Raw genomic sequence first — 20,023 nt, 5'->3', positions numbered from 1 at the left:
TATACTTCATGCCAAACCAGTGGAGGCGGCACAATCGCCTCCATGCAAAAGATAGGAACACAGCTTGAGTTTAGAAGTCGATATTATCTCTCAAATCACTGAACGTTTCAGTGCGCTGCGCGATGCCGAAAAGAAGGTCGCAAAGTTGATCATGGACGACATTCAAACTGCCGCCAACGCCAGCATTACTGAACTGGCAGAAAGTGCAGAAGTGAGTGAAGCCACCATTACCCGTTTTGCTAAAGCAGTTGGCTGCAAAAACGTGCGTGATATGAAGATCAAACTGGCACAAACCTTAACTGTTGGACAACGATTCATCCTTGAGCCACCTGATCAAAGTGGCTACCAAGGCATTTATGAGTCGATCAAGCAATCCCTTGATGTAAACCGCAGTTTGATTGTTGAAGAAGATATCGACACTGCTGTGAACTGGCTGCACAACGCAAGACAAGTGATCTGTATTGGTATGGGTGGTGGCTCAACCATTGCAGCACAGGAGATGCAGCACCGTTTGTTCCGTCTAGGCTACCCTGTTGTGGCGTACAACGATGGCTTGTTATCGCGCATGATTGCGGCGACGGCAGACGCGAACGATGTGTTGGTGATGATCTCAGCCACTGGCTATACCCCTGCCATCATAGAAACCGCGCAATTAGCCAAGCAGTACGGCGTAAAAGTCATTGTGATTACTCCAAAAGACACACCTTTGACTGAGCAAGCCGATTTGGTTCTTCCTATTGAGCACAAAGAGACGGACTTCATCTACAAGCCATCGGCTTCTCGTTACGCGATGTTGGCTTTGGTTGATGTACTTTCGATGGCATTAGCCGTTAATCATAAGCGACGTTCGCGCGATAAACTTCGCCGACTCAAAGTTGCCCTCGATTCTTATCGTGGCGGTTTGGAAAGACAGCCTCTTGGTGATTAAACCAACGTGGTCTAGATACCCAAAATCTCGCTCATAAAACTCAAACAATAAAGCCCGATGTTCAGCCTCGGGCTTTGCTTTATCTCGCCGTTTCTTTACGCGTGCACGGTAAACCTGATCCTTGTCTCGATTCTTCAATTTATCTTTTCTAATCCCACCGACATCACGGTAACCCACTATATTTGAATGAGAATATTCTTAGAGACCCATTCAAAAGTGAGGCCAGTTTCAATAATTAATCAATTGATGAATATTGAAGGAATTAACTTCCTAGCCGGACAAAACTGACTCACGTTACACTGAATGCAGTCCCATACTCTTCTATAGCTTGATACGAGTTCGAGCTCACCTTCTTAGAGGAAGCGTCGCATGATGAAGCGAATCATTCTTGGCACCCTAGCCCTGACTCTTTTAACTGCCTGTTCCAAACATGACGGACAGCAAGCCCTTGGCACATTAGAACGTGACCGCGTAACTTTCACTGCCACCTCTAGCGAGATAATTCGTGCCCTACCCATTAAGGAAGGCAGCCAAGTCACCGAAGGAGAAGTGCTGGTTCAGCTCGATACAAAGAACCAAGAAGCCGTTTTAGCTCACGCCGTAGCCGAACAAGCCAAGGCTGACGCCTATCTTTTGAAATTGACCAATGGTGAGCGACCAGAAGACATTGCCGCAGCGCAAGCACGCGTTGCCAGAGCGGAAGCTCAATTGGTTGAAGCGCAAAAGAACTACCAACGTAAGGCGGAGTTAGTTCGTAAAAAACTCATCAGCCAATCAGAAAAAGACACCGCTTTAGCAGCCAGAGATTCTGCCCGTGCAGAGCTAGACTCCTCACAAGAAGAGTTCAGCAAACTGACCGCTGGCTCTCGTCCTGAAGATATTGAACAAGCAAAAGCCGCACTCATGGCAGCAAAAGCCGATGTGGCACTACAAGAACAGAAACTAGCAGAACTCACCATCACCGCCACGCGAGATGGCTTGTTAGATAACCTACCGTTTAACCTTGGCGAACGCGTCCCTGTGAATGGTGTAGTTGCTGTAATACAAGCCAGCCGCGTCCCATACGCTCGCGTTTACGTTCCTGCCAACTACCGAGTCGATTTTGTGCCGGGTAAAACGGTTAACGTGCATGTAGATGGCGTTGAGCAACCATATAGCGGCACCGTTCGTTGGGTTGCGACTGAGCCTTCATTTACGCCTTATTTCGCGCTTACCGAGGAAGAACGCTCGCGTTTGATGTACCTTGCAGAAGTCGACCTACAAGACTCAGCACAATCCTTGCCTTCGGGCATTCCAGCGCAAGTGGATTTGGTGGAGTAAGCCAATGACCGAATACGCGATTCAAGCTGAAAATGTAGTGAAGAAGTTTGGTGACTTCACCGCCATCAACAACATCACGCTCAATGTACCCAAAGGCAGTATTTATGGTTTTCTTGGTCCCAACGGCTGCGGTAAATCAACAACCATTCGTGTGCTGACTGGCTTGCTTAGCCCAAGTGAGGGCAACGTGGATGTGCTTGGGCTAGAGATCCCAAAACAATCTGAGCTTCTGCGCCTCAAGATTGGCTACATGACACAAAAGTTCTCCCTCTATGATGACCTGACAGTTCAAGAGAATCTTGAGTTTATTGGACAAATCTTTGGTATGGAAACCAAGGCTCTGAAAGCTCGCATCGAAGAACAACTATCCACCTACGGTCTCGACCAGCTGCGTAAACAGCGCGTCGGCGGAATGAGTGGCGGCCAGAAACAACGCTTGTCTCTCGCCGCAGCCACTATGCACAAACCAGAACTGTTGTTTCTCGATGAGCCCACATCTGCGGTTGACCCAGAGAACCGACGCGATTTCTGGGAGCAGTTGTTTGATCTCTCTGACCAAGGCACGACGATTTTGGTCACAACGCACTACATGGACGAAGCAGAGCGCTGTCATCGTCTGGCGATTATGGAAGCTGGGGAAATCCGCGCCGATGGTGAGCCAGAAGAACTCATGGCCCAAATGGGCGTTAACATCGTTGAAGTCAAAGCGGATAACTTACGCGAGCTAAAAGAGAAAGTCATTCGACGCGAAGAAGTCCGTTCTGCCGCACAGCTCGGCATTCGCTTACGCATTTTGATCCACCAGCACATCGAACAACCGATCGAATGGTTAACCCAAACCTTTCCTGAGCTTGATGGCTGCGAGATGAACATTGCTCGTCCTAGCTTGGAAGATGTGTTTGTCAGCGTGACGGGAGAAGGTCGCCAATGATGAAATCTATTGCCCGCATGAAAGCGGTGATGATCAAAGAGATCCGTCAGCTTTCACGTGACCGCATTACCTTTGGCATGGTCGTAATGATCCCCCTGATTCAACTTCTGCTATTTGGCTTTGCCATTAATACGGATATTCGCAACATTCCCGTTGGCGTCGTCGATCAAAGTGGCAGCACTGCCGGGCGCGTGATCACTGAGTCCGTCAAAGTCACACAAGTGGTCGATGTGGTCGAAACCTTCGCTACCGCTTCTGAAGCCGAGCAAGCCATTCAAGACGGTTTGGTGCGAGCGGCTTTAATTCTACCTAGCGACCTAACCCAACGCATGGTGCAAGGTAGAGAGCTTGGCCAGTGGATTGTGGATGGTTCAGACACCATGATCAGCTCAGCGATTCTCTCACTGCAAACCATGCCGTTAACGGATTTTGATTTTGAGATACGCCCTGCCCCAACCAAAACCTTTGAAGTTGCGCTGTATTACAACCCGAGTCGGCGCTCGGCGGTGAACATTGTCCCCGGTTTATTGGGCGTGATTCTAACCATGACGATGATCTTGTTCACCAGCGCAGCCATTGTTCGAGAACGGGAACGTGGCAATTTAGAGTTACTGATTACTACGCCAATCCACTCCATCGAACTCATGGTAGCGAAGATCATTCCCTACATCTTTGTTGGTCTGATACAGGTGTTTATCATTTTAGGCTTGGGTCATTGGATATTTGGTGTACCGATAAACGGCGCCATTAGTCAGATACTGTTTGGCACGCTGTTGTTTATCGCCGCGAGTTTAACCTTAGGTTTGGTGATATCCACCATTGCGACGACGCAGCTTCAAGCAATGCAGATGACGGTGTTTATTCTTTTGCCATCGATTCTTCTGTCCGGATTTATGTTCCCTTATGAAGGAATGCCCATCGCGGCACAATGGATATCCGAAGCGCTGCCTGCCACCCACTTTATGCGAATTATTCGTGGTATGGTGCTGCGTGGTGCAGACCTAATGGAGCTATGGCGAGATACAGTTTGGTTACTTGGATTCACCGTTATCGGCCTTATTGTCGCTTCATTTCGCTTCAAAAAATCACTCGACTAATTCCACGATATTGCGTTCATTCCTTAAAAACAAAAATAGCCCCAACGAAGGGCTATTTTTTGTTTCTGTATTCATACACTGCGCTATCGAGCTCAACTCTCAGACAATATTAATAGTACTCACCGTAGGAACAATCTCGTAAATCGGAAATATTGTAGTTTTTCAAAGAGTTTATTTTAAAGTTGAACACTACCTGTTTACAGACAACGCCTTCGCGATCCGTGTACGTGATAATACCTTCACTGTACGCACGCTGACCATCAGAGGATGTCACGTCAGCAACAAGTTCCAAATGGCCCTTGTGCGCGTCTACGCGATTCATCATCTCAAACACATCGACCCACTCTTCGCGATTTGCCATTTGTATTAGCATGGACTTCGCCTGTGTTTCCAACTGCTGGGGGTATACATAATAACGGTTGTAACCAAAGTATGCGCACATAAGTAATAAAACGAGTGCAAATGAGGTTGTTCTTGTCATACAAGCTTCCTCTTGTTGTTATAAAAATCTTGCTTCGTTAATTCAGTATAGGAAGCGAGCAAAGTTTAGGTTATAGAACTTGCCCAAATAACAGGGGACAGTCAGAGACAGTCAATTCTATGACAAGCTCAACAACAAACTTTATTGCACTCTCATCATGGGCTTGAACAAAAATACGCCACAGAGACAGTAAGAAGTAAGAAGTAAGAAGTAAGAAGTAAGAAGTAAGAAGTAAGAAAGGAAAACTAACCGGAGCGCGGTGATAACAGAAAAGTAAAAGGAGTTGGAAGAAAAAGACAATCCGAGTGAATGTAGTGAGAGCGGAAATCAAGATTAGATTATCCGCCCATCAACTAGGCTCAAATTGTCAGTGACCACAACAATGTGACTCACCGAATTTAAACGTGTTGGTAACTATCTTCGAGAGACTCTGTCTGCGTTGTTTTTTCGCTCACTTCCACTTTAACCGCAGCGACCTTGAACTCAGGGATCTTCGCATGCGGATCCGTCGCCGTTGTCGTTAAACGGTTGACTGGCGATTCAACAAAGTGGAATGGAATGAACACCACTCCTTTTTGAATACGCTTAGTCACAAAAGCATCAATCTCAATGCTGCCGCGACGTGTAGACACCGTCAGACGCTGACCATTACTGATGCCAAGTGCTTCTGCGTCTTCCACGCTCACCATCGCGCGAGGGCCAGCAAGGTTATCCAACCCTTTGGTTTTGCGCGTCATGGTGCCAGTGTGGAACTGCTCAAGTACGCGACCCGTCGTTAACACAAGTGGGTACTCTTCATCTGGCAACTCAGCCGCATAACGGAACGGTACACCCACCATCTGCCCTTTACCACGTGTAAACTGGGTTTGGTGCATGATGCGAGTACCTGCCGGGTTGTTCTTGTTGCTCGGCCATTGCACACCGTTTGGCGTAATGGCATCCCAACGAAGACCCGCGTATTGAGGTGTCACACGTGCGATTTCGTTAGTGATATCAGACACGCAGTGGTAATCCCAATCACTGCCCATGGCATTGGCAATTTCTTGAATAATCCACCAATCTTCTTTCGCTTCACCCGGCGCCGTTACGACAGGATTCACACGCTGAACACGACGCTCCGTATTGGTGAAGTGACCCGCTTTCTCTGCAAACGAGCAAGAAGGCAGAACCACATCCGCGTATTGCGCGGTTTCCGTTAAGAAGATGTCTTGAACCACCAAGAAATCGAGCGCTTCTAAACCTTCAATCACATGCGCTTGGTTCGGATCACTCAACACTGGGTTCTCACCCATGATGTACATACCACGAACGTCACGATGGCAAGCCGCATCAATGATTTCTGTCAGGGTTAGACCTTGCTCAGAAGGCAGATTTGGCGCACTCCATTCAATCGCAAACTTCTGACGCACAATTGGGTTGTATACCTTTTGGTAGCCTGGGAAACTGTTTGGCAAAGCCCCCATATCACACGCGCCTTGCACGTTTGATTGACCACGCAGCGGATTGATACCGCCACCTTCAATGCCGATGTTGCCACACAGTAATTGCAGGTTAGCGATAGAACGCACGTTGTCATGACCTGTCGTATGCTGAGTGATACCCATCGAGTAGTAAACAGCCGTACGATCTGCCGTACCGATCATGCGTGCCATTGCTTGAATGTCTTCAGCTTTAACGCCTGTAACCAACTCCACTTTATCGAGGTTGTAAGCTGGCGACATTACTTCTTGCAGTAAGGTATCAAAGCCGTCGACACGTTCTTCGATGTACTCTTGATCGTACCAACCGTTCTTGATGATCTGCTGCATGACACCGTTTAGGAGCATCACATCCGTACCCGGACGGTGCGCCATATACAGTTCAGCATGCTCTGCCATATCGACACGTTTCGGGTCAGCCACAATCAAGCGAGCGCCGTGATGACGAATTGCTTGTTTGATGTGTGAAGCGATGATCGGGTGCGCCGATGTGGTATCCGAACCAATAATAAAGATCACATCCGAGTGCTTAATACTTGGGATGTCATTGGTCATTGCACCACTACCCAGTGACGCTTCAAGTCCGGTTACACTCGATGCGTGACACAAACGCGCACAGTGGTCGACGTTATTGGTGCCCAGTTCACGGCGGACAAATTTTTGGAATGCGTAGTTGTCTTCGTTGGTGGTTTTCGCTGAAGAGAAACCCGCCAATGCGTTACTGCCAAAATCTTGCTTGATGCCAGAGAACTTGTTCGCAACCAGCTGAATCGCCTCTTCCCAACTTGCAGGCTGCAACCAACCGTCTTTACGAATCAATGGCGTGGTAAGACGCTCTTCACTGCCAATGAAGTCAAAACCAAAGCGCCCTTTCACACACAGCATGCCTTGGTTCACCGGCGAGTCACCGCCTTTCACGTAACGAATCGTATTGGCTGCTTCGTCCACGAACATGGTCAACTTACAACCCACACCACAGTATGTACAAATGGTGTCGACCGCTTTCAGATCTTCAGTACGACCTTGCGAACGGTCACGACTATCGACCATCGCCCCCGTTGGACACACTTGAACACACGCGCCACATTGCACGCAGTTCGAATCGCCCATTAGGGTTAAGCCATTCTTGTTACTTCCAAAGTGTGGACGATCATCAGGACGTAATGCTGGACGACCTTGCTTATCGCACACAAAGTTCAGTACGCCGTGCACGGCTTTGTCGCGACACGCTTGGATGCACTGACCACAACTAATACAGCGGTTAGCATCAAACTCAATAAACTCAGAACTGCGGTCAACTTCGTACTTATGACGCAAGTCTTTCGCACGAAGATCTAACCAATCTTGATGCGATTTAATCTGCAAGGAGAAGCCAAAGCTTTGCTCAGCTTCATATTCGGTGGAGTAATCACGCAGCGCACAATCGGTATTTGCCTGACAGCCACATTCAAGGCAGCGTGCAGCTTCCTTCATCGCTTCTTCGTTATCAAAGCCCAACTCCACTTCAGCGAAGCTTTGCTCGCGTTGTGCTGGAGTCAGTTCAGGCATGATAGAGCGAGCGACTTTCTGGATGTTCTCGAAGTGAAGCGGGTCGACTTGAGAGAGCTTCTTCTCTTTACGCGAGTTAAACGCCGCCTTTGGCATATCTGCCATATCGCCATTCAAAAACAGATCAATGGCTTTTGCCGCAACGCGGCCATCTCCCACGGCTTCAACTGCCGTTGCAGGACCATGGCGGAAATCACCAATACTGAAGATGTTGCCCGTGCCGGTGTGCATGGTCTTTTCATCTGCATCAGAGGTGTTCCAGCGCGTTAGCGGAATAGATAAGTCTTCACCTTCGAGGAAACTCAGATCTGGCTTTTGCGATACTGCCGCAATCACGGTGTCGAACTCTTCGGTAAAGAACTCGCCGGTTGGTTTTGGGCTTCGACGACCAGATGCATCCGGCTCACCCAACGCCATGCGCTCTAGACGAATCGCATTCACGCGTCCGGTTTCATCGGCAAGGTTTTCTGCAGGGTTGGTCAAGAAGTGGAATTTCACCCCTTCGTGTTCCGCTTCGACAATCTCGTAGTCTTCTGCCGGCATTTCGTCACGTGTACGACGGTAAATCAACGTGGTGTCTGCACCAGCACGACGCGCAGTACGAGCACAGTCAATTGCCGTGTTACCACCACCGATCACCGCGACTTTCTGACCCGTTACATAGTTTTGCTCGGTAACGTAATCTTTAAGGTAATCAACGCCTAAGTAGCAACCTTCAAGGTCACTGCCTGTGTAATGCATTTCAACTGCTTGAGACGCACCGACAGCTAAACACACCGCATCGTATTCTTCGCTCAATTGAGAAAGCGTGAAATCCACACCCAGCTTTTGATTAGTGTGAACTTGCATGCCATTACGGCACATCAGTTCGATTTCTTTATCGAGAATGTCTTTTGGCAAACGGTATTCAGGAATACCGTAACGCAACCAACCGCCCGCTTTTGGCATGGATTCAAAGACCGTAACGTCATAGCCTTCGTTCGATAGGTAATAGCCAGCCGTTAGACCACCAGGACCACTGCCGACGACGGCAATGTTCAAACCTTTGCTTGGTTTCTTTTCTGGTACATAGGCTTCATGCGCAGACAAATCCGCATCCGCGGCATGACGTTTTAGCTGACGAATTGCAATAGGCTCATCGACTAACGAGCGGCGACATTCGCTCTCACAAAATGCTGGGCATACACGGCCAATCGATAGTGGCATAGGAAGCGTACGCTTAATCACTTCAATCGCTTTTTGATGATCGTTCTGTGCAATGTGATAAAGGTACGATTGGATATCCACGCCCGCAGGACACGCGGTTTTACATGGCGCTTCACAGTCGGCGTAATGGTCCGTCATGATGCGGTTAAGTGCTTTTCTGCGGTGCTCGCTTAATTGTTCTGATTGCGTGACCACATTAAGGCCGCGGTAAACTTCGAGTTCACACGCACGCTTAGTACCGCCGCTTTCGACTTCAACCACACACAAGTCACACGGTACTTTTTCATTACTTTTGTTCATTCCGCACAGCGATGGGATCTCGACCCCACACACTTTTGCTGCTTCTAAAAGGGTTAGACCCTCTTCTACAATTCTATATTTTCCATCGATGACAATTTCTATCATGCAACCCCCGCAGCAAAGCAAATCCAAATCTGCACAAGTAAAACCATGCATTCTATAAGGATAATCATTTGTAAGACAAGTTAGTGTGATGTAAAACTTATAAACCACATTTTTCACGTGTCATAAAAAGCGAGGGCTTCTTTCGCTAACTTTCAACACTCGGTGTTTAACAAACGTTTTACTCCCTCGAAAGTGCGAAAACTGAAGGGTTGGACTATTTTGATAATAAGAGTAATAAATGATTGACCTTACCCTTAGGTTAACCTTTAGAATCGAAGGGTTTTCATCATTTTCATCAAACACATGGGAAAGGGTATGCACTTAAAATCGCTGCATACAATCTGGTTAACTCTCTTCACGACGCTAGTACTATTGGTATCTAGTGTGGCGAACAGTGAGCCGTTGATGAATATTCAAATGATGTCTACTGGCATGGCTCACCATCCTTCTATGATGAGTGACAGCGAACACTGCGGTATGCCTGGCATGATGGACGTCTCCATGACTGACGGTTCTATGTCCGAAGATGGCGATGCAAGAGAAACCAGCATGAACTGTGGTGGAGGCTCTGGCATGATTCATACCTGCTGCACTGCCGCGTGTACGATAGTTTTCGTCCCCCTACCGAATCCTATCAATAGCCCAATGCCCGTTGTCTATCGCGCAACTATTACTCCTGAAGTTGCTTCCCCTGTCGTACACGTAAGCCGCGACCTATACCGACCTCCTATAGCCTAAATCCGTCCTAGCATTCGACCCTGCGCGTGTATCGCAGGTTGTTTTAATGCGCCTGAACGATGAGGTAACAAGGCTTTACTGTTCCCGCAATAAAATCCGCACCTCCATCGATCCGGCGAACACTGGATTTAGATTATGGATATCAAACCATACCGCTTAGCTGCACCTATTTTTATGGTGGCTCTGGTCGCTGCGCCAACCTTGGTTAACGCCGCAGGTAAAGAGACGCACGCAGCGCAAAATTCCGCATCAAGTGAGCGAGCTTCAACGACCAAGCTTGCCCAACTGATCAACGTCGCTTTGAGTAACGATGGCAATCGTAAGCAATACTCAGCGCAATCTGCTGCCATGCGTGAAACGGGCGTCGCGAGTGCGACCTTGATGGACCCAAAACTAAAAGTAGGTTTTGGTGGCTTGCCTGTCGACAGCTTCAAATTCGATGAAGACCCAATGACCAACATCTCCGTTGGTTTAATGCAACAGTTTGAGCGTGGCTCTACGCTTGATTTACAGCAGAAGAAAGCCAATCAACAAGCCGACGGCCTTGGGCTTCAAGTGCATGCTCGTGAGCTTGAGGTAGCCAACAGCATGACTCAACTTTGGTTAGAGCTTGGTTACCAGCAACGCGCTGAGCAAATCATGCTTGAGAATCGCAAGTTGATGAAGGAGATGGAAAGCTTTATTCAAACCAACTATTCGATTGGTAAGAGTGAAGCGCAAGACCTACTCAACGCTCAATTACAAGTCAGCAAGTTGGATGAGAAACTGCAAGCCAACGCACAAATGCAAAGTCGTCTTATCTCTCAACTCTCCGAATGGTTGGGGTCAGATTGGTTGGCAAACGAACGGGCTCTGCACGCGAGCAATCAATTGAACTGGGACACACTGAACAGCAAACTTGCTGCCAGTCAGGGTTCCACCAAGCATTATCAGCAACTCAGCCAACACCCGATGGTTAAGATGGCCGACGTCAGCATCTCTGCCAATAAAACTCAGGTGGAAATTGCTGAGCAAGCCTACAACCCGCAATTTGGCGTCGAAGTAATGTACGCCTACCGCCAAGCCGACAACATGATGGGCGAACCCGCTTCTGACTTGGTCAGCGCTTACTTAACCATGGACATTCCACTGTTCACTGGTGACCGCCAAGATCGCAATCTTGCTGCCGCTCAATACCAAGTTGGTGCGGCACAATCGCAAAAAGACACCTTATTAACGCAGATGAATGCCAAGGTAAACACTTTGCTGGTTGATCGCGGCAACTTAACCCAACGTTTAGAACGTTACCAATCCACCTTATTGCCCCAAGCGAAAGCGCGCATTCAAGCCGTTGAGCGGGGTTATCAAAACAACACAGCGCAGTTTAACGATGTGATTTCTGCCACGACTGACGAGTTGGCTCTGCAATTAGAGCAACAACGTCTGCTGACCGATCTCAACATCGCCAACAGCAATTTAGCCACCCTACTCGGTGGTTTCGACTACCAAGTGGCTTCACCGGAAGCTCGCTCTATTTCGACATATTAATTTGTGATTCCCCAAGACAGTTGGGGCTACAGCTAGGCGGCAAACGAGAGAATCCCATGAGCATAGATCCTCTATATGATTTGGGTGAACGAGAGCGGGTAACAACGCTGTAGCGTCAAATGTGAAGGGGAAAATAAGGTAAAACAATGAAAACATTTAAGATTGCAACCATCGCGCTGATTGTTGGTGGTGCTTTAGGGTTTGGTGCTAATCATTTTCTTACGGGCTCGGCTCACGACATGAGTGCGATGGGTGGCGATTCTGCTGCAAGCTCTAATGATCCGCTTTACTGGGTTGCCCCAATGGATCCGAACTACAAACGCGACAAGCCGGGTAAATCCCCAATGGGCATGGATTTGATTCCGGTTTACGCAGAAGACCTATCCGGTGAACAAGACGCACCGGGTACAGTGACTATTGACCCTTCAGTAGAGAACAACCTGGGGGTTAAAACCGCAAACGCGACACTACAACAGCTCTCACCACGCATCGAAACGGTTGGCTATATTGCCTTTGATGAAAGTCTGTTATGGCAAACCAACGTTCGTGTGGCGGGTTGGGTAGAAAAACTCTACATCAATGCCGTGGGTGAGAAAGTGAAGAAAGGCGATGTGCTTTTCACGCTCTACTCTCCTGAACTGGTTAAAGCACAAGAAGAATTGCTGAATGCGTACCGCACTGACCGCAAAGGTCTTGTAAAAGGCGCGACCGAACGCTTGGTAACGCTTGGGGTTGACCGTGCTCAAATCAAATCCATTACTCGTAGTGGTAAAGCATCACAAACCATTGAAATCAAAGCACCTGCTGATGGCGTTATCGCGAGCTTAAACGTGCGTGAAGGTGGCTATTTGTCCCCTGCTCAAGCGGTGATCAGTGCAGGTCCTTTGGACAATGTTTGGGTTGATGCAGAAGTCTTTGAGCGTCAAGCACACTGGATGAAAGCGGGCTCTCAAGCCACGATGACCCTTGACGCGATTCCGGGCAATGAATGGCAAGGTGTCGTGGATTACGTGTACCCAATCCTTGATCCAAAAACACGTACATTACGTGTACGCCTTAAATTCCCTAACCCAGATGGCGCATTGAAGCCAAATATGTTTGCCAATATTGCTTTGCAGCCTGTCACTGACGACGCAGTATTAACGATTCCTAAATCATCTGTTATCCGCTCTGGCGGTATGACTCGCGTTGTTCTGGCGGAAGGTGATGGCAAATACCGTTCTGCTCGAATTGAAGTTGGCCGCGAAGCTGGCGAACAAATCGAAGTATTACAAGGACTTAAACAGGACGATAAGATCGTTACTTCATCTCACTTCATGCTCGACTCTGAATCAAGCCAGTCGGCGGATCTGTCTCGCATCAATGGTGTAGAAGCAGCGGCGGAAACAGCATGGGCCAAAGGTGAGATCACAGACGTAATGAAAGATCACCGTATGCTGACCATCAACCACCAGCCTGTACCAGAATGGGATTGGCCGGGCATGGTAATGAACTTCACTTTTGCAGATGGCGTTGAGATGGGTGACTTGAAAAAAGGTCAGGCTATCGAATTTGAAATGCAAAAGACGGAGTCCGGTCAGTACCAAATCGTTGACTATAGGGCAGACAACAGCGTCATTGCAGCAGAAGTTTGGCTAACTGGTGACATTAGCATGCTGATGGCCGACTTTGGCATGATCACCTTAAACCACCTACCGGTTGCAGAATGGAACTGGGATGCTGGCGAGATGAACTTCTCTGTGGGTGAAGACGTTGATCTATCGGGTTTTGAAGAAGGACAGAAAGTTCGGTTTCTAGTTGAAAAACAAGGTTCTGACTACGTTCTTAAACAGCTAGTTCCTGCAACATCAACCGTCGAGGGTTAATTATGATCAATGCTATTATTCGTTGGTCACTGAGCAACCGATTCCTAGTGTTGGTCGCGACCTTAGCCCTTGTATTAGGCGGACTTTACAGTGTAAAGAATACGCCTGTTGATGCGATTCCGGATCTTTCTGATGTGCAAGTGATCATCAAGACAAGCTATCCGGGTCAAGCTCCTCAAGTCGTCGAGGATCAAGTTACTTACCCACTCACCACCGCCATGCTTGCCGTGCCGGGAGCTGAGACGGTTCGTGGCTACTCTTTCTTTGGTGACTCTTACGTTTATATCATTTTCAACGATGATACCGACATGTACTGGGCACGTTCACGCGTGTTGGAGTACTTAAGCCAAGTAGCACCAAAGCTGCCACCGAACGCAAAACCAACCCTAGGTCCTGATGCAACGGGCGTGGGCTGGGTTTACAGCTACGTATTACAAGACAAAACCGGCAAGCATGATTTGGCGGATCTCCGCAGCCTGCAAGACTGGTTCTTGAAGTACGAATTGCAAACCGTTGACGGCGTTTCTGAAGTCGCTACCGTGGGCGGTATGGTGAAGCAGTATCAAGTGCAGATTGATCCTGCCAAGCTGCGTGCGTACAACCTCACTTTGCAACAAGTGAACATGGCAATCCAAAACGGCAACCAAGAAACCGGCGCGTCCGTTATCGAAGTTGCGGAAGCCGAACACATGGTTCGTACCACGGGTTACCTAACCAGCATTGAAGACATCAAGTCACTGCCGCTAAAAGTCACCGAGAAAGGCACGCCGTTGCTATTAGGTGATATCGCAGACATTAACCTTGGCCCACAAATGCGCCGTGGTATCTCAGAGTTGAATGGCGAAGGTGAAGCGGTCGGTGGCGTTATCGTGATGCGCTTTGGTGAAAACGCCAGTGAAGTGATTGCGAAAGTCAAAGACAAACTTGCAGACCTACAACGCAGCCTGCCAGAAGGCGTGGAAATTGTTGCAACCTATGACCGCTCTACCCTTATCGATTCAGCGGTAGAAAACCTATGGAAGAAGCTTGCAGAAGAGTTCATCGTCGTTGCGATTGTGTGTGCGCTGTTCTTGTTCCACATTCGTTCTTCATTGGTCATCGCTCTGAGTCTACCGGTCGGTATTCTCACTGCGTTTATCGTAATGCATTGGCAAGGCATCAACGCCAACATCATGTCCTTGGGTGGTATTGCGATAGCCATCGGAGCCATGGTAGATGGTGCGATCGTGATGATTGAAAACGTTCACAAGCACATTGAACGAACGCCACTGACCGATAAAAACCGCTGGCAAGTGATTGGCAAAGCCGCAGAAGAGGTTGGCGCACCGCTGTTCTTCTCGTTGCTGATCATTACTCTTAGCTTCGTACCGGTGTTCGCCTTGGAAGGCCAAGAAGGCAAGATGTTCTCGCCGCTTGCGTTCACTAAGACGTACGCCATGGCAGCGGCAGCAGGTTTGGCAATCACGCTCGTGCCTGTACTTATGGGCTACTTCATTCGCGGTAAGGTGTTACCGGAACACAAAAACCCAGTTAACCGTGGCTTGGTCGCGTTGTATCGTCCGCTGTTGAACACCAGCTTAAAATACCCTAAGACCATGATTGTTATTGCATTAGGTCTAATGGCGTCGGCTTACTACCCAACCAGTAAACTGGGTAGCGAGTTCATCCCGCCGCTGGATGAAGGCGACTTGATGTACATGCCAACGACCTATCCGGGTATCTCAATTGGTAAGGCGCGTGAGCTTCTACAACAAACCAACAAGCTGATCAAAACCGTTCCAGAGGTGAAAACCGTATGGGGCAAGATTGGCCGAGCTGAGACCGCAACAGATCCAGCGCCACTCACCATGATTGAAACCGTGATTCAGTTGAAGCCACGCGATCAATGGCGTAAAGGGGTAACAACCGAGTCACTACGCAAGGAGTTCGACAATCTGGTTCAGTTCCCTGGTCTTACTAACGCTTGGGTAATGCCGATCAAAACGCGTATCGACATGCTGGCAACGGGTATCAAAACCCCTATCGGCATTAAGATCGCCGGACCCGATCTGAAAGTGATTGAGAAGATCGGTTCTCAGCTAGAGCCAATTCTTAATGGCGTACAAGGTACAGCATCGGTTTATGCAGAGCGTGTAGCAGGTGGTCGTTATGTCGCAATCGACATTAAACGTCGCGCCGCAGCGCGTTACGGCTTGAGCATCAAAGACGTTCAGCAGGTGATCTCCACTGCGGTGGGCGGCATGAATGTAGGTGAAACCATCGAAGGCTTGGAGCGTTACCCAATCAACGTTCGTTACCCACAAGACTACCGCGACTCAGTGGTTAAACTGCAAAACCTACCATTGGTGACACCAAATGGCGCTCGTATTGCGCTGGCTGATGTAGCGGACATTCGTTACGAAGACGGTCCTCCAATGATCAAGACAGAAAACGCGCGTCCTAACGGCTGGGTGTTTGTCGATATCGATGGTCGTGACCTTGGATCTTACGTTGTGGAAGCACAGCAAGTCGTGGCTGATCAACTAGAACTTCCTGCGGGTTACTCGCTGGCTTGGTCTGGTCAATACGAATACATGGAGCGTGCGAAAGACCGCTTGAGTGTCGTGGTACCAATCACCATCGCCATCATTATGCTACTGCTTTACTTCAGCTTCCGTCGTGTCGGCGAAGTGATGATCATCATGCTTACCCTACCGCTCGCTATGGTTGGTGGTTTGTGGCTCATGCATCTCCTCAACTACAACTTCTCGATTGCTGTTGGGGTCGGCTTTATTGCCCTAGCAGGTGTCGCGGTGGAAATTGGGGTCATCATGCTCGTCTACCTCAACCAAGCGTGGCACTACAAAAAGCTGGATGCAGAAGAGAGCCAACAGAAGCTTGAGGCGAAAGACCTAACCGATGCCATTCGCGAAGGTGCAGGCCTGCGTGTTCGCCCAGTAATGATGACGGTACTGACGGTCATTATTGGTCTGATTCCAATCATGTACGGCGAAGGTACAGGATCAGAAGTAATGCAACGTATCGCCGCGCCAATGATTGGTGGTATGGCATCGGCACTGCTACTGACGCTGTTGGTGCTTCCAGCCATCTTCAAGCTGTGGAAACAAAGCGAGTTGCGCCAAAGCAATGCGACTAATCACCAAGCTAGTGATGTAAACAACAACGCTTAATCCCTACCTTCCTCTCAAACATGCCGTTTTGAGAGGAAGCAACCAAGTTATTAATGAATTAAAACAAGGATATAAAAATGAAAAAGACACTAATCACTCTTGCTCTAGCCCTAACAACAACGACTGCGTTTGCCCAAATGGATCATTCAAACATGGACCACGCGAACATGGATCATAGCAACATGAAGCATGAAAACATGGACCACGGCAGCATGAAGATGGACCACAGTAAAATGGACCATTCAAACATGATGGATATGCCGGGCATGTCGGCAGTAGGTATGCCAGCAAAAGGCGCAAAACCAGACAAGGTGGTACACGTTATCTTGGGTGATGACATGACTATTAAGTTCAAAAAAGACGTTAAAATTGAGCCAAACGATGTGGTGCAATTTGTGGTCATGAACACCGGTAAGATCAACCACGAGTTTACGATTGGTTCGGCTAAAGAGCAGCTAGAACATCGTGAAATGATGAAGACAATGAGCGGTGATCACATGCATGACTCAGGCAACGCAGTTACGGTAGAACCAGGTAAAGCGAAGCAATTACTGTGGCACTTCCACGGTGACAACAAGGTTGAGTTCGCGTGCAACATTCCAGGCCATGCAGAATCGGGCATGGTTAAAAAGATTGAACTGTAAGTAATTATCCAACTAGACAAAGGAGCTGATGATTCAGCTCCTTTTATTTCTCTGGATCAAACTATTCGTTAGCTCATGATAAGAAATTCTGAGTCAGTGTCTCACGCTAAGATATTTTTGTGACCGAATCACTGACGTAATATATAAGCCAAACTACAGGCCTTGATAGCAACACTCTTCTCCCCATATTGAGACCGTTTAAGCGTATTGCAAAGAATCCTACATAAAATAGACATAGATTTAACAGTGTTTAGAGTATTGGCTCGTTATAGTTTACGTGACATCGCTACCATGCGAACTAAAACTAAAATTGAAGAACACGATCCATGAAAAAGTTATTTTTGTTGGCTGGGCTAATGGTTTGCTCAACCCTAAGTTACGCGTCCCAACTGAATGAGGACATTTCTCTCCTCGAGCAACAAACCTCAAGCAGAATTGGGGTGTCAGTTTGGGATACCCAAGCAGACGAGCGTTGGGATTACCGCGGCGATGAACGCTTCCCACTCATGAGCACATTCAAAACCCTAGCTTGTGCCAAAATGCTAAGTGATATGGACAGCGGTAAGCTAAGTAAAAATGCGACCGCAAAAGTCGATGAGCGCAGTATCGTTGTATGGTCTCCGGTGATGGATAAGCTCGCAGGCCAAAGCACACGCATAGAGCACGCGTGTGAAGCCGCTATGTTAATGAGTGATAATACCGCAGCCAACTTAGTATTAAATGAAATTGGCGGCCCTAAGGCCGTAACAATGTTTCTGCGAACAATTGGAGATAAAGCAACGCGCCTAGACAGAATAGAACCTCGCTTGAACGAAGCCACACCAGGCGACAGCCGCGACACAACCACACCTAACGCTATACTAAACACTCTACGAACCTTGGTCGAAGGCGAAACGTTGTCTTATGAGTCTCGTGTACAATTAAAAATCTGGATGCAGGACAACAAAGTGTCAGACTCGTTAATGCGTTCTGTATTACCAACAGGTTGGTCTATTGCAGACCGTTCTGGTGCGGGTGGTCATGGTTCGCGTGGCATTAACGCGATTATATGGAAGGAAAATCATCGACCTGTTTACATTAGTATTTATGTCACAGAAACCGAGCTCTCACTTCAAGCTAGGGACCAGCTCGTTGCGCAGATAAGTCAGTTGATTTTACAAAAGTACAAAGACAATTAAGTCTCTACTCACCTGACCCCATTTGTATCCTTTTCTAGCCCTTCTCTTCCAGAAGGGCTCATTCTGTACTTCCATCTTAAAAACACCACTTATTGAGTAATGACTTACTTATAAATAGGTATAAGATTTACTTATTTAGGGTGAGTTAACGCCCACATTAAGCAACCAAATTCACACAAATGGCGATAATTAAACCATACTCTTACCAAGAAGCACATTTTCTACAAAATAGCTTCACGTAATTTATTGTTGGTATTTGCAACATTGCCAAGGAGATGTCTATTGAGACTTGAAAGAACTTTTAACCCTGATGATTTATCGATGCAAAACATGGAAAGTCCGATATGTATGCCGATAGGGTTTGTTCACTTTTTAGCTCAATCGGAAACACTACAGCAAGTACTTGATACGGTGGCAGAATGGATAAATCGTATATTTAATTCTGACCGTGCGAGTATCACACTTTATGAAAACAATGATCATTTAAAGGTCTACTCTTTCTCTGGTAGTAAAGCGATTCCCGCTGAATTTTTAGTGCCCATTCATCAAGCGTTTGTTGGCCGAGTGTTCAAAAAACAACAACTGATGATCTGCGATGATGTTACACAATCTGATGAGATTGATTGTGTGATGCTCGCATCCAATGGTATGGGTACGTGTATGGACGCGCCTTTAATGCACGGTAAAGTCTGCCTAGGAACGCTTAATGTTGCGCATCATCAAACGCACATTTACACAAACGAACAAGCGGCACAGCTTCAGTGCATCGCTAATTGGATTGCTTTAAACATTGCCCTTCATATACAGATTATGAAAATGGAACACCTCGCCACGACGGATGATCTAACAGGTATTCCAAACCGCAGAGAGTTCATGCGACAAATCGAAAGCCGCCTAAATGAATACCGAACCCAGGGCATTGACTTCCATGTTGCTATTTTAGATCTCGACAATTTTAAAAGCCTCAATGACCGATTTGGTCATGACGCAGGCGATAAATCACTGATCCATGCAGTTAATACTATTAAAAGTCATCTACTTGATTGTGACTTACTTGCCAGAGTTGGCGGTGAAGAGTTTGCCATCGTATTAAGAAGTCGCTCATCACAGCAAGCTCTAGACACATTAGAAACGATTCGTAATGCACTAGAAACGACGACCGTTCAACATTCAGGTTGTGATATGAGCTTCACCGCGAGTATTGGGGTAACTCAAGTCTGTCGTCTCGACGACTCATTTGAACCACTCGTTAAACGCGCCGACTTAGCACTTTACAAGGCAAAAGAAACCGGAAGAAATCGCGTTGAGTTTCATATTGGTGAAGAAAGGTAGAAAAAATAAAAAAAGGTAGCGACTCATTGCGCTACCTTTTATCGACTCTTGTGCCGTCCTAAATAAGGTTGACACTTTCCACCCCCAAAATTGGAGAGTGTTATGAAATCAACAACTAAAAGAACTCAGCGCGATTACTCCCTCGCTTTTAAACTCACTGTAGTTGATGAGGTTG

The 20,023-nt window shown here is 47.7% G+C and carries 13 protein-coding genes; 11 read left to right on the top strand and 2 right to left on the bottom strand.

Annotation, left to right across the window (positions count from 1 at the left end; translation table 11 throughout):
* The first annotated feature begins 64 nt into the window (after nucleotides 1–64).
* From L3V37_RS06635 to L3V37_RS06620, 4 genes are all read left to right on the top strand, one after another.
* Nucleotides 65–928, top strand: coding sequence for a MurR/RpiR family transcriptional regulator (locus L3V37_RS06635; protein ID WP_237306028.1), 864 nt, complete (start codon nucleotides 65–67; stop codon nucleotides 926–928).
* 372 nt (nucleotides 929–1,300) lie between these two features.
* Entirely contained in the window at nucleotides 1,301–2,248 is a 948-nt protein-coding gene (locus L3V37_RS06630; protein WP_237306160.1) for an HlyD family secretion protein, read from the top strand.
* 4 nt (nucleotides 2,249–2,252) lie between these two features.
* On the top strand, nucleotides 2,253–3,179 hold the full coding sequence (locus L3V37_RS06625) for an ABC transporter ATP-binding protein (RefSeq protein ID WP_054822160.1): 927 nt from the start codon (nucleotides 2,253–2,255) through the stop codon (nucleotides 3,177–3,179).
* Complete coding sequence (locus L3V37_RS06620) at nucleotides 3,179–4,276, top strand: ABC transporter permease (RefSeq protein WP_237306159.1); 1,098 nt, start codon at nucleotides 3,179–3,181, stop codon at nucleotides 4,274–4,276. The genes L3V37_RS06625 and L3V37_RS06620 overlap by 1 nt, the downstream gene beginning before the upstream one ends.
* A 109-nt stretch (nucleotides 4,277–4,385) precedes the next feature.
* On the opposite strand, the gene L3V37_RS06615 is transcribed toward L3V37_RS06620, so the two are convergent.
* Together L3V37_RS06615 and fdhF are read right to left on the bottom strand one after the other, a co-directional pair.
* Nucleotides 4,386–4,757, bottom strand: coding sequence for a hypothetical protein (locus L3V37_RS06615; protein ID WP_005375433.1), 372 nt, complete (start codon nucleotides 4,755–4,757; stop codon nucleotides 4,386–4,388).
* A gap of 398 nt (nucleotides 4,758–5,155) precedes the next feature.
* Nucleotides 5,156–9,394 carry a formate dehydrogenase subunit alpha gene (gene fdhF / locus L3V37_RS06610; protein ID WP_237306027.1) on the bottom strand — a complete coding sequence of 1,413 codons (4,239 nt, stop codon included), beginning with the start codon at nucleotides 9,392–9,394 and terminating at the stop codon, nucleotides 5,156–5,158.
* 315 nt (nucleotides 9,395–9,709) lie between these two features.
* Here fdhF and L3V37_RS06605 point away from each other — a divergent pair, with 315 nt between their 5' ends.
* The 7 genes from L3V37_RS06605 (at nucleotide 9,710) to L3V37_RS06575 (ending at nucleotide 19,848) form a co-directional block, all read left to right on the top strand.
* Nucleotides 9,710–10,132, top strand: a complete 423-nt coding sequence (locus tag L3V37_RS06605) for a hypothetical protein (protein WP_138939632.1) — start codon at nucleotides 9,710–9,712, stop codon at nucleotides 10,130–10,132.
* Nucleotides 10,133–10,267: 135 nt separating this feature from the next.
* The gene (locus tag L3V37_RS06600) at nucleotides 10,268–11,659 is read left to right on the top strand and encodes a TolC family protein (protein ID WP_237306026.1); all 1,392 of its coding nucleotides are present in this window, start codon (nucleotides 10,268–10,270) and stop codon (nucleotides 11,657–11,659) included.
* A 146-nt stretch (nucleotides 11,660–11,805) separates the two neighbouring features.
* Nucleotides 11,806–13,524 (top strand): efflux RND transporter periplasmic adaptor subunit, encoded by a 1,719-nt coding sequence (locus L3V37_RS06595; RefSeq protein WP_237306025.1) that lies wholly within the window; start codon nucleotides 11,806–11,808, stop codon nucleotides 13,522–13,524.
* A gap of 2 nt (nucleotides 13,525–13,526) precedes the next feature.
* The gene (locus L3V37_RS06590; RefSeq protein ID WP_237306024.1) at nucleotides 13,527–16,694 is read left to right on the top strand and encodes an efflux RND transporter permease subunit; all 3,168 of its coding nucleotides are present in this window, start codon (nucleotides 13,527–13,529) and stop codon (nucleotides 16,692–16,694) included.
* A gap of 77 nt (nucleotides 16,695–16,771) precedes the next feature.
* On the top strand, nucleotides 16,772–17,338 hold the full coding sequence (locus tag L3V37_RS06585) for a copper-binding protein (protein WP_017821519.1): 567 nt from the start codon (nucleotides 16,772–16,774) through the stop codon (nucleotides 17,336–17,338).
* Nucleotides 17,339–17,664: 326 nt separating this feature from the next.
* Complete coding sequence (blaCARB, locus tag L3V37_RS06580) at nucleotides 17,665–18,516, top strand: CARB family carbenicillin-hydrolyzing class A beta-lactamase (RefSeq protein ID WP_130545833.1); 852 nt, start codon at nucleotides 17,665–17,667, stop codon at nucleotides 18,514–18,516.
* Between the two features lie 282 nt (nucleotides 18,517–18,798).
* Nucleotides 18,799–19,848, top strand: a complete 1,050-nt coding sequence (locus L3V37_RS06575; protein ID WP_053303796.1) for a sensor domain-containing diguanylate cyclase — start codon at nucleotides 18,799–18,801, stop codon at nucleotides 19,846–19,848.
* Nucleotides 19,849–20,023 lie beyond the last annotated feature (175 nt).

This window comes from Vibrio sp. D54 (genome assembly GCF_021728075.1).
GTDB lineage: Bacteria > Pseudomonadota > Gammaproteobacteria > Enterobacterales > Vibrionaceae > Vibrio > Vibrio alginolyticus.
Note: the sequence above shows the minus strand (reverse complement) of the source record. Positions and strands in the feature narration are given on the sequence as shown.

Coding starts and splice junctions, on each gene's coding strand:
- L3V37_RS06630 (WP_237306160.1), top strand. CDS start 1,301: ATGAAGCGAATCATTCTTGGCACCCTAGCCCTGACTCTTTTAACTGCC.
- L3V37_RS06625 (WP_054822160.1), top strand. CDS start 2,253: ATGACCGAATACGCGATTCAAGCTGAAAATGTAGTGAAGAAGTTTGGT.
- L3V37_RS06620 (WP_237306159.1), top strand. CDS start 3,179: ATGAAATCTATTGCCCGCATGAAAGCGGTGATGATCAAAGAGATCCGT.
- L3V37_RS06615 (WP_005375433.1), bottom strand. CDS start 4,757: ATGACAAGAACAACCTCATTTGCACTCGTTTTATTACTTATGTGCGCA.
- fdhF (WP_237306027.1), bottom strand. CDS start 9,394: ATGATAGAAATTGTCATCGATGGAAAATATAGAATTGTAGAAGAGGGT.
- L3V37_RS06605 (WP_138939632.1), top strand. CDS start 9,710: ATGCACTTAAAATCGCTGCATACAATCTGGTTAACTCTCTTCACGACG.
- L3V37_RS06600 (WP_237306026.1), top strand. CDS start 10,268: ATGGATATCAAACCATACCGCTTAGCTGCACCTATTTTTATGGTGGCT.
- L3V37_RS06595 (WP_237306025.1), top strand. CDS start 11,806: ATGAAAACATTTAAGATTGCAACCATCGCGCTGATTGTTGGTGGTGCT.
- L3V37_RS06590 (WP_237306024.1), top strand. CDS start 13,527: ATGATCAATGCTATTATTCGTTGGTCACTGAGCAACCGATTCCTAGTG.
- L3V37_RS06585 (WP_017821519.1), top strand. CDS start 16,772: ATGAAAAAGACACTAATCACTCTTGCTCTAGCCCTAACAACAACGACT.
- blaCARB (WP_130545833.1), top strand. CDS start 17,665: ATGAAAAAGTTATTTTTGTTGGCTGGGCTAATGGTTTGCTCAACCCTA.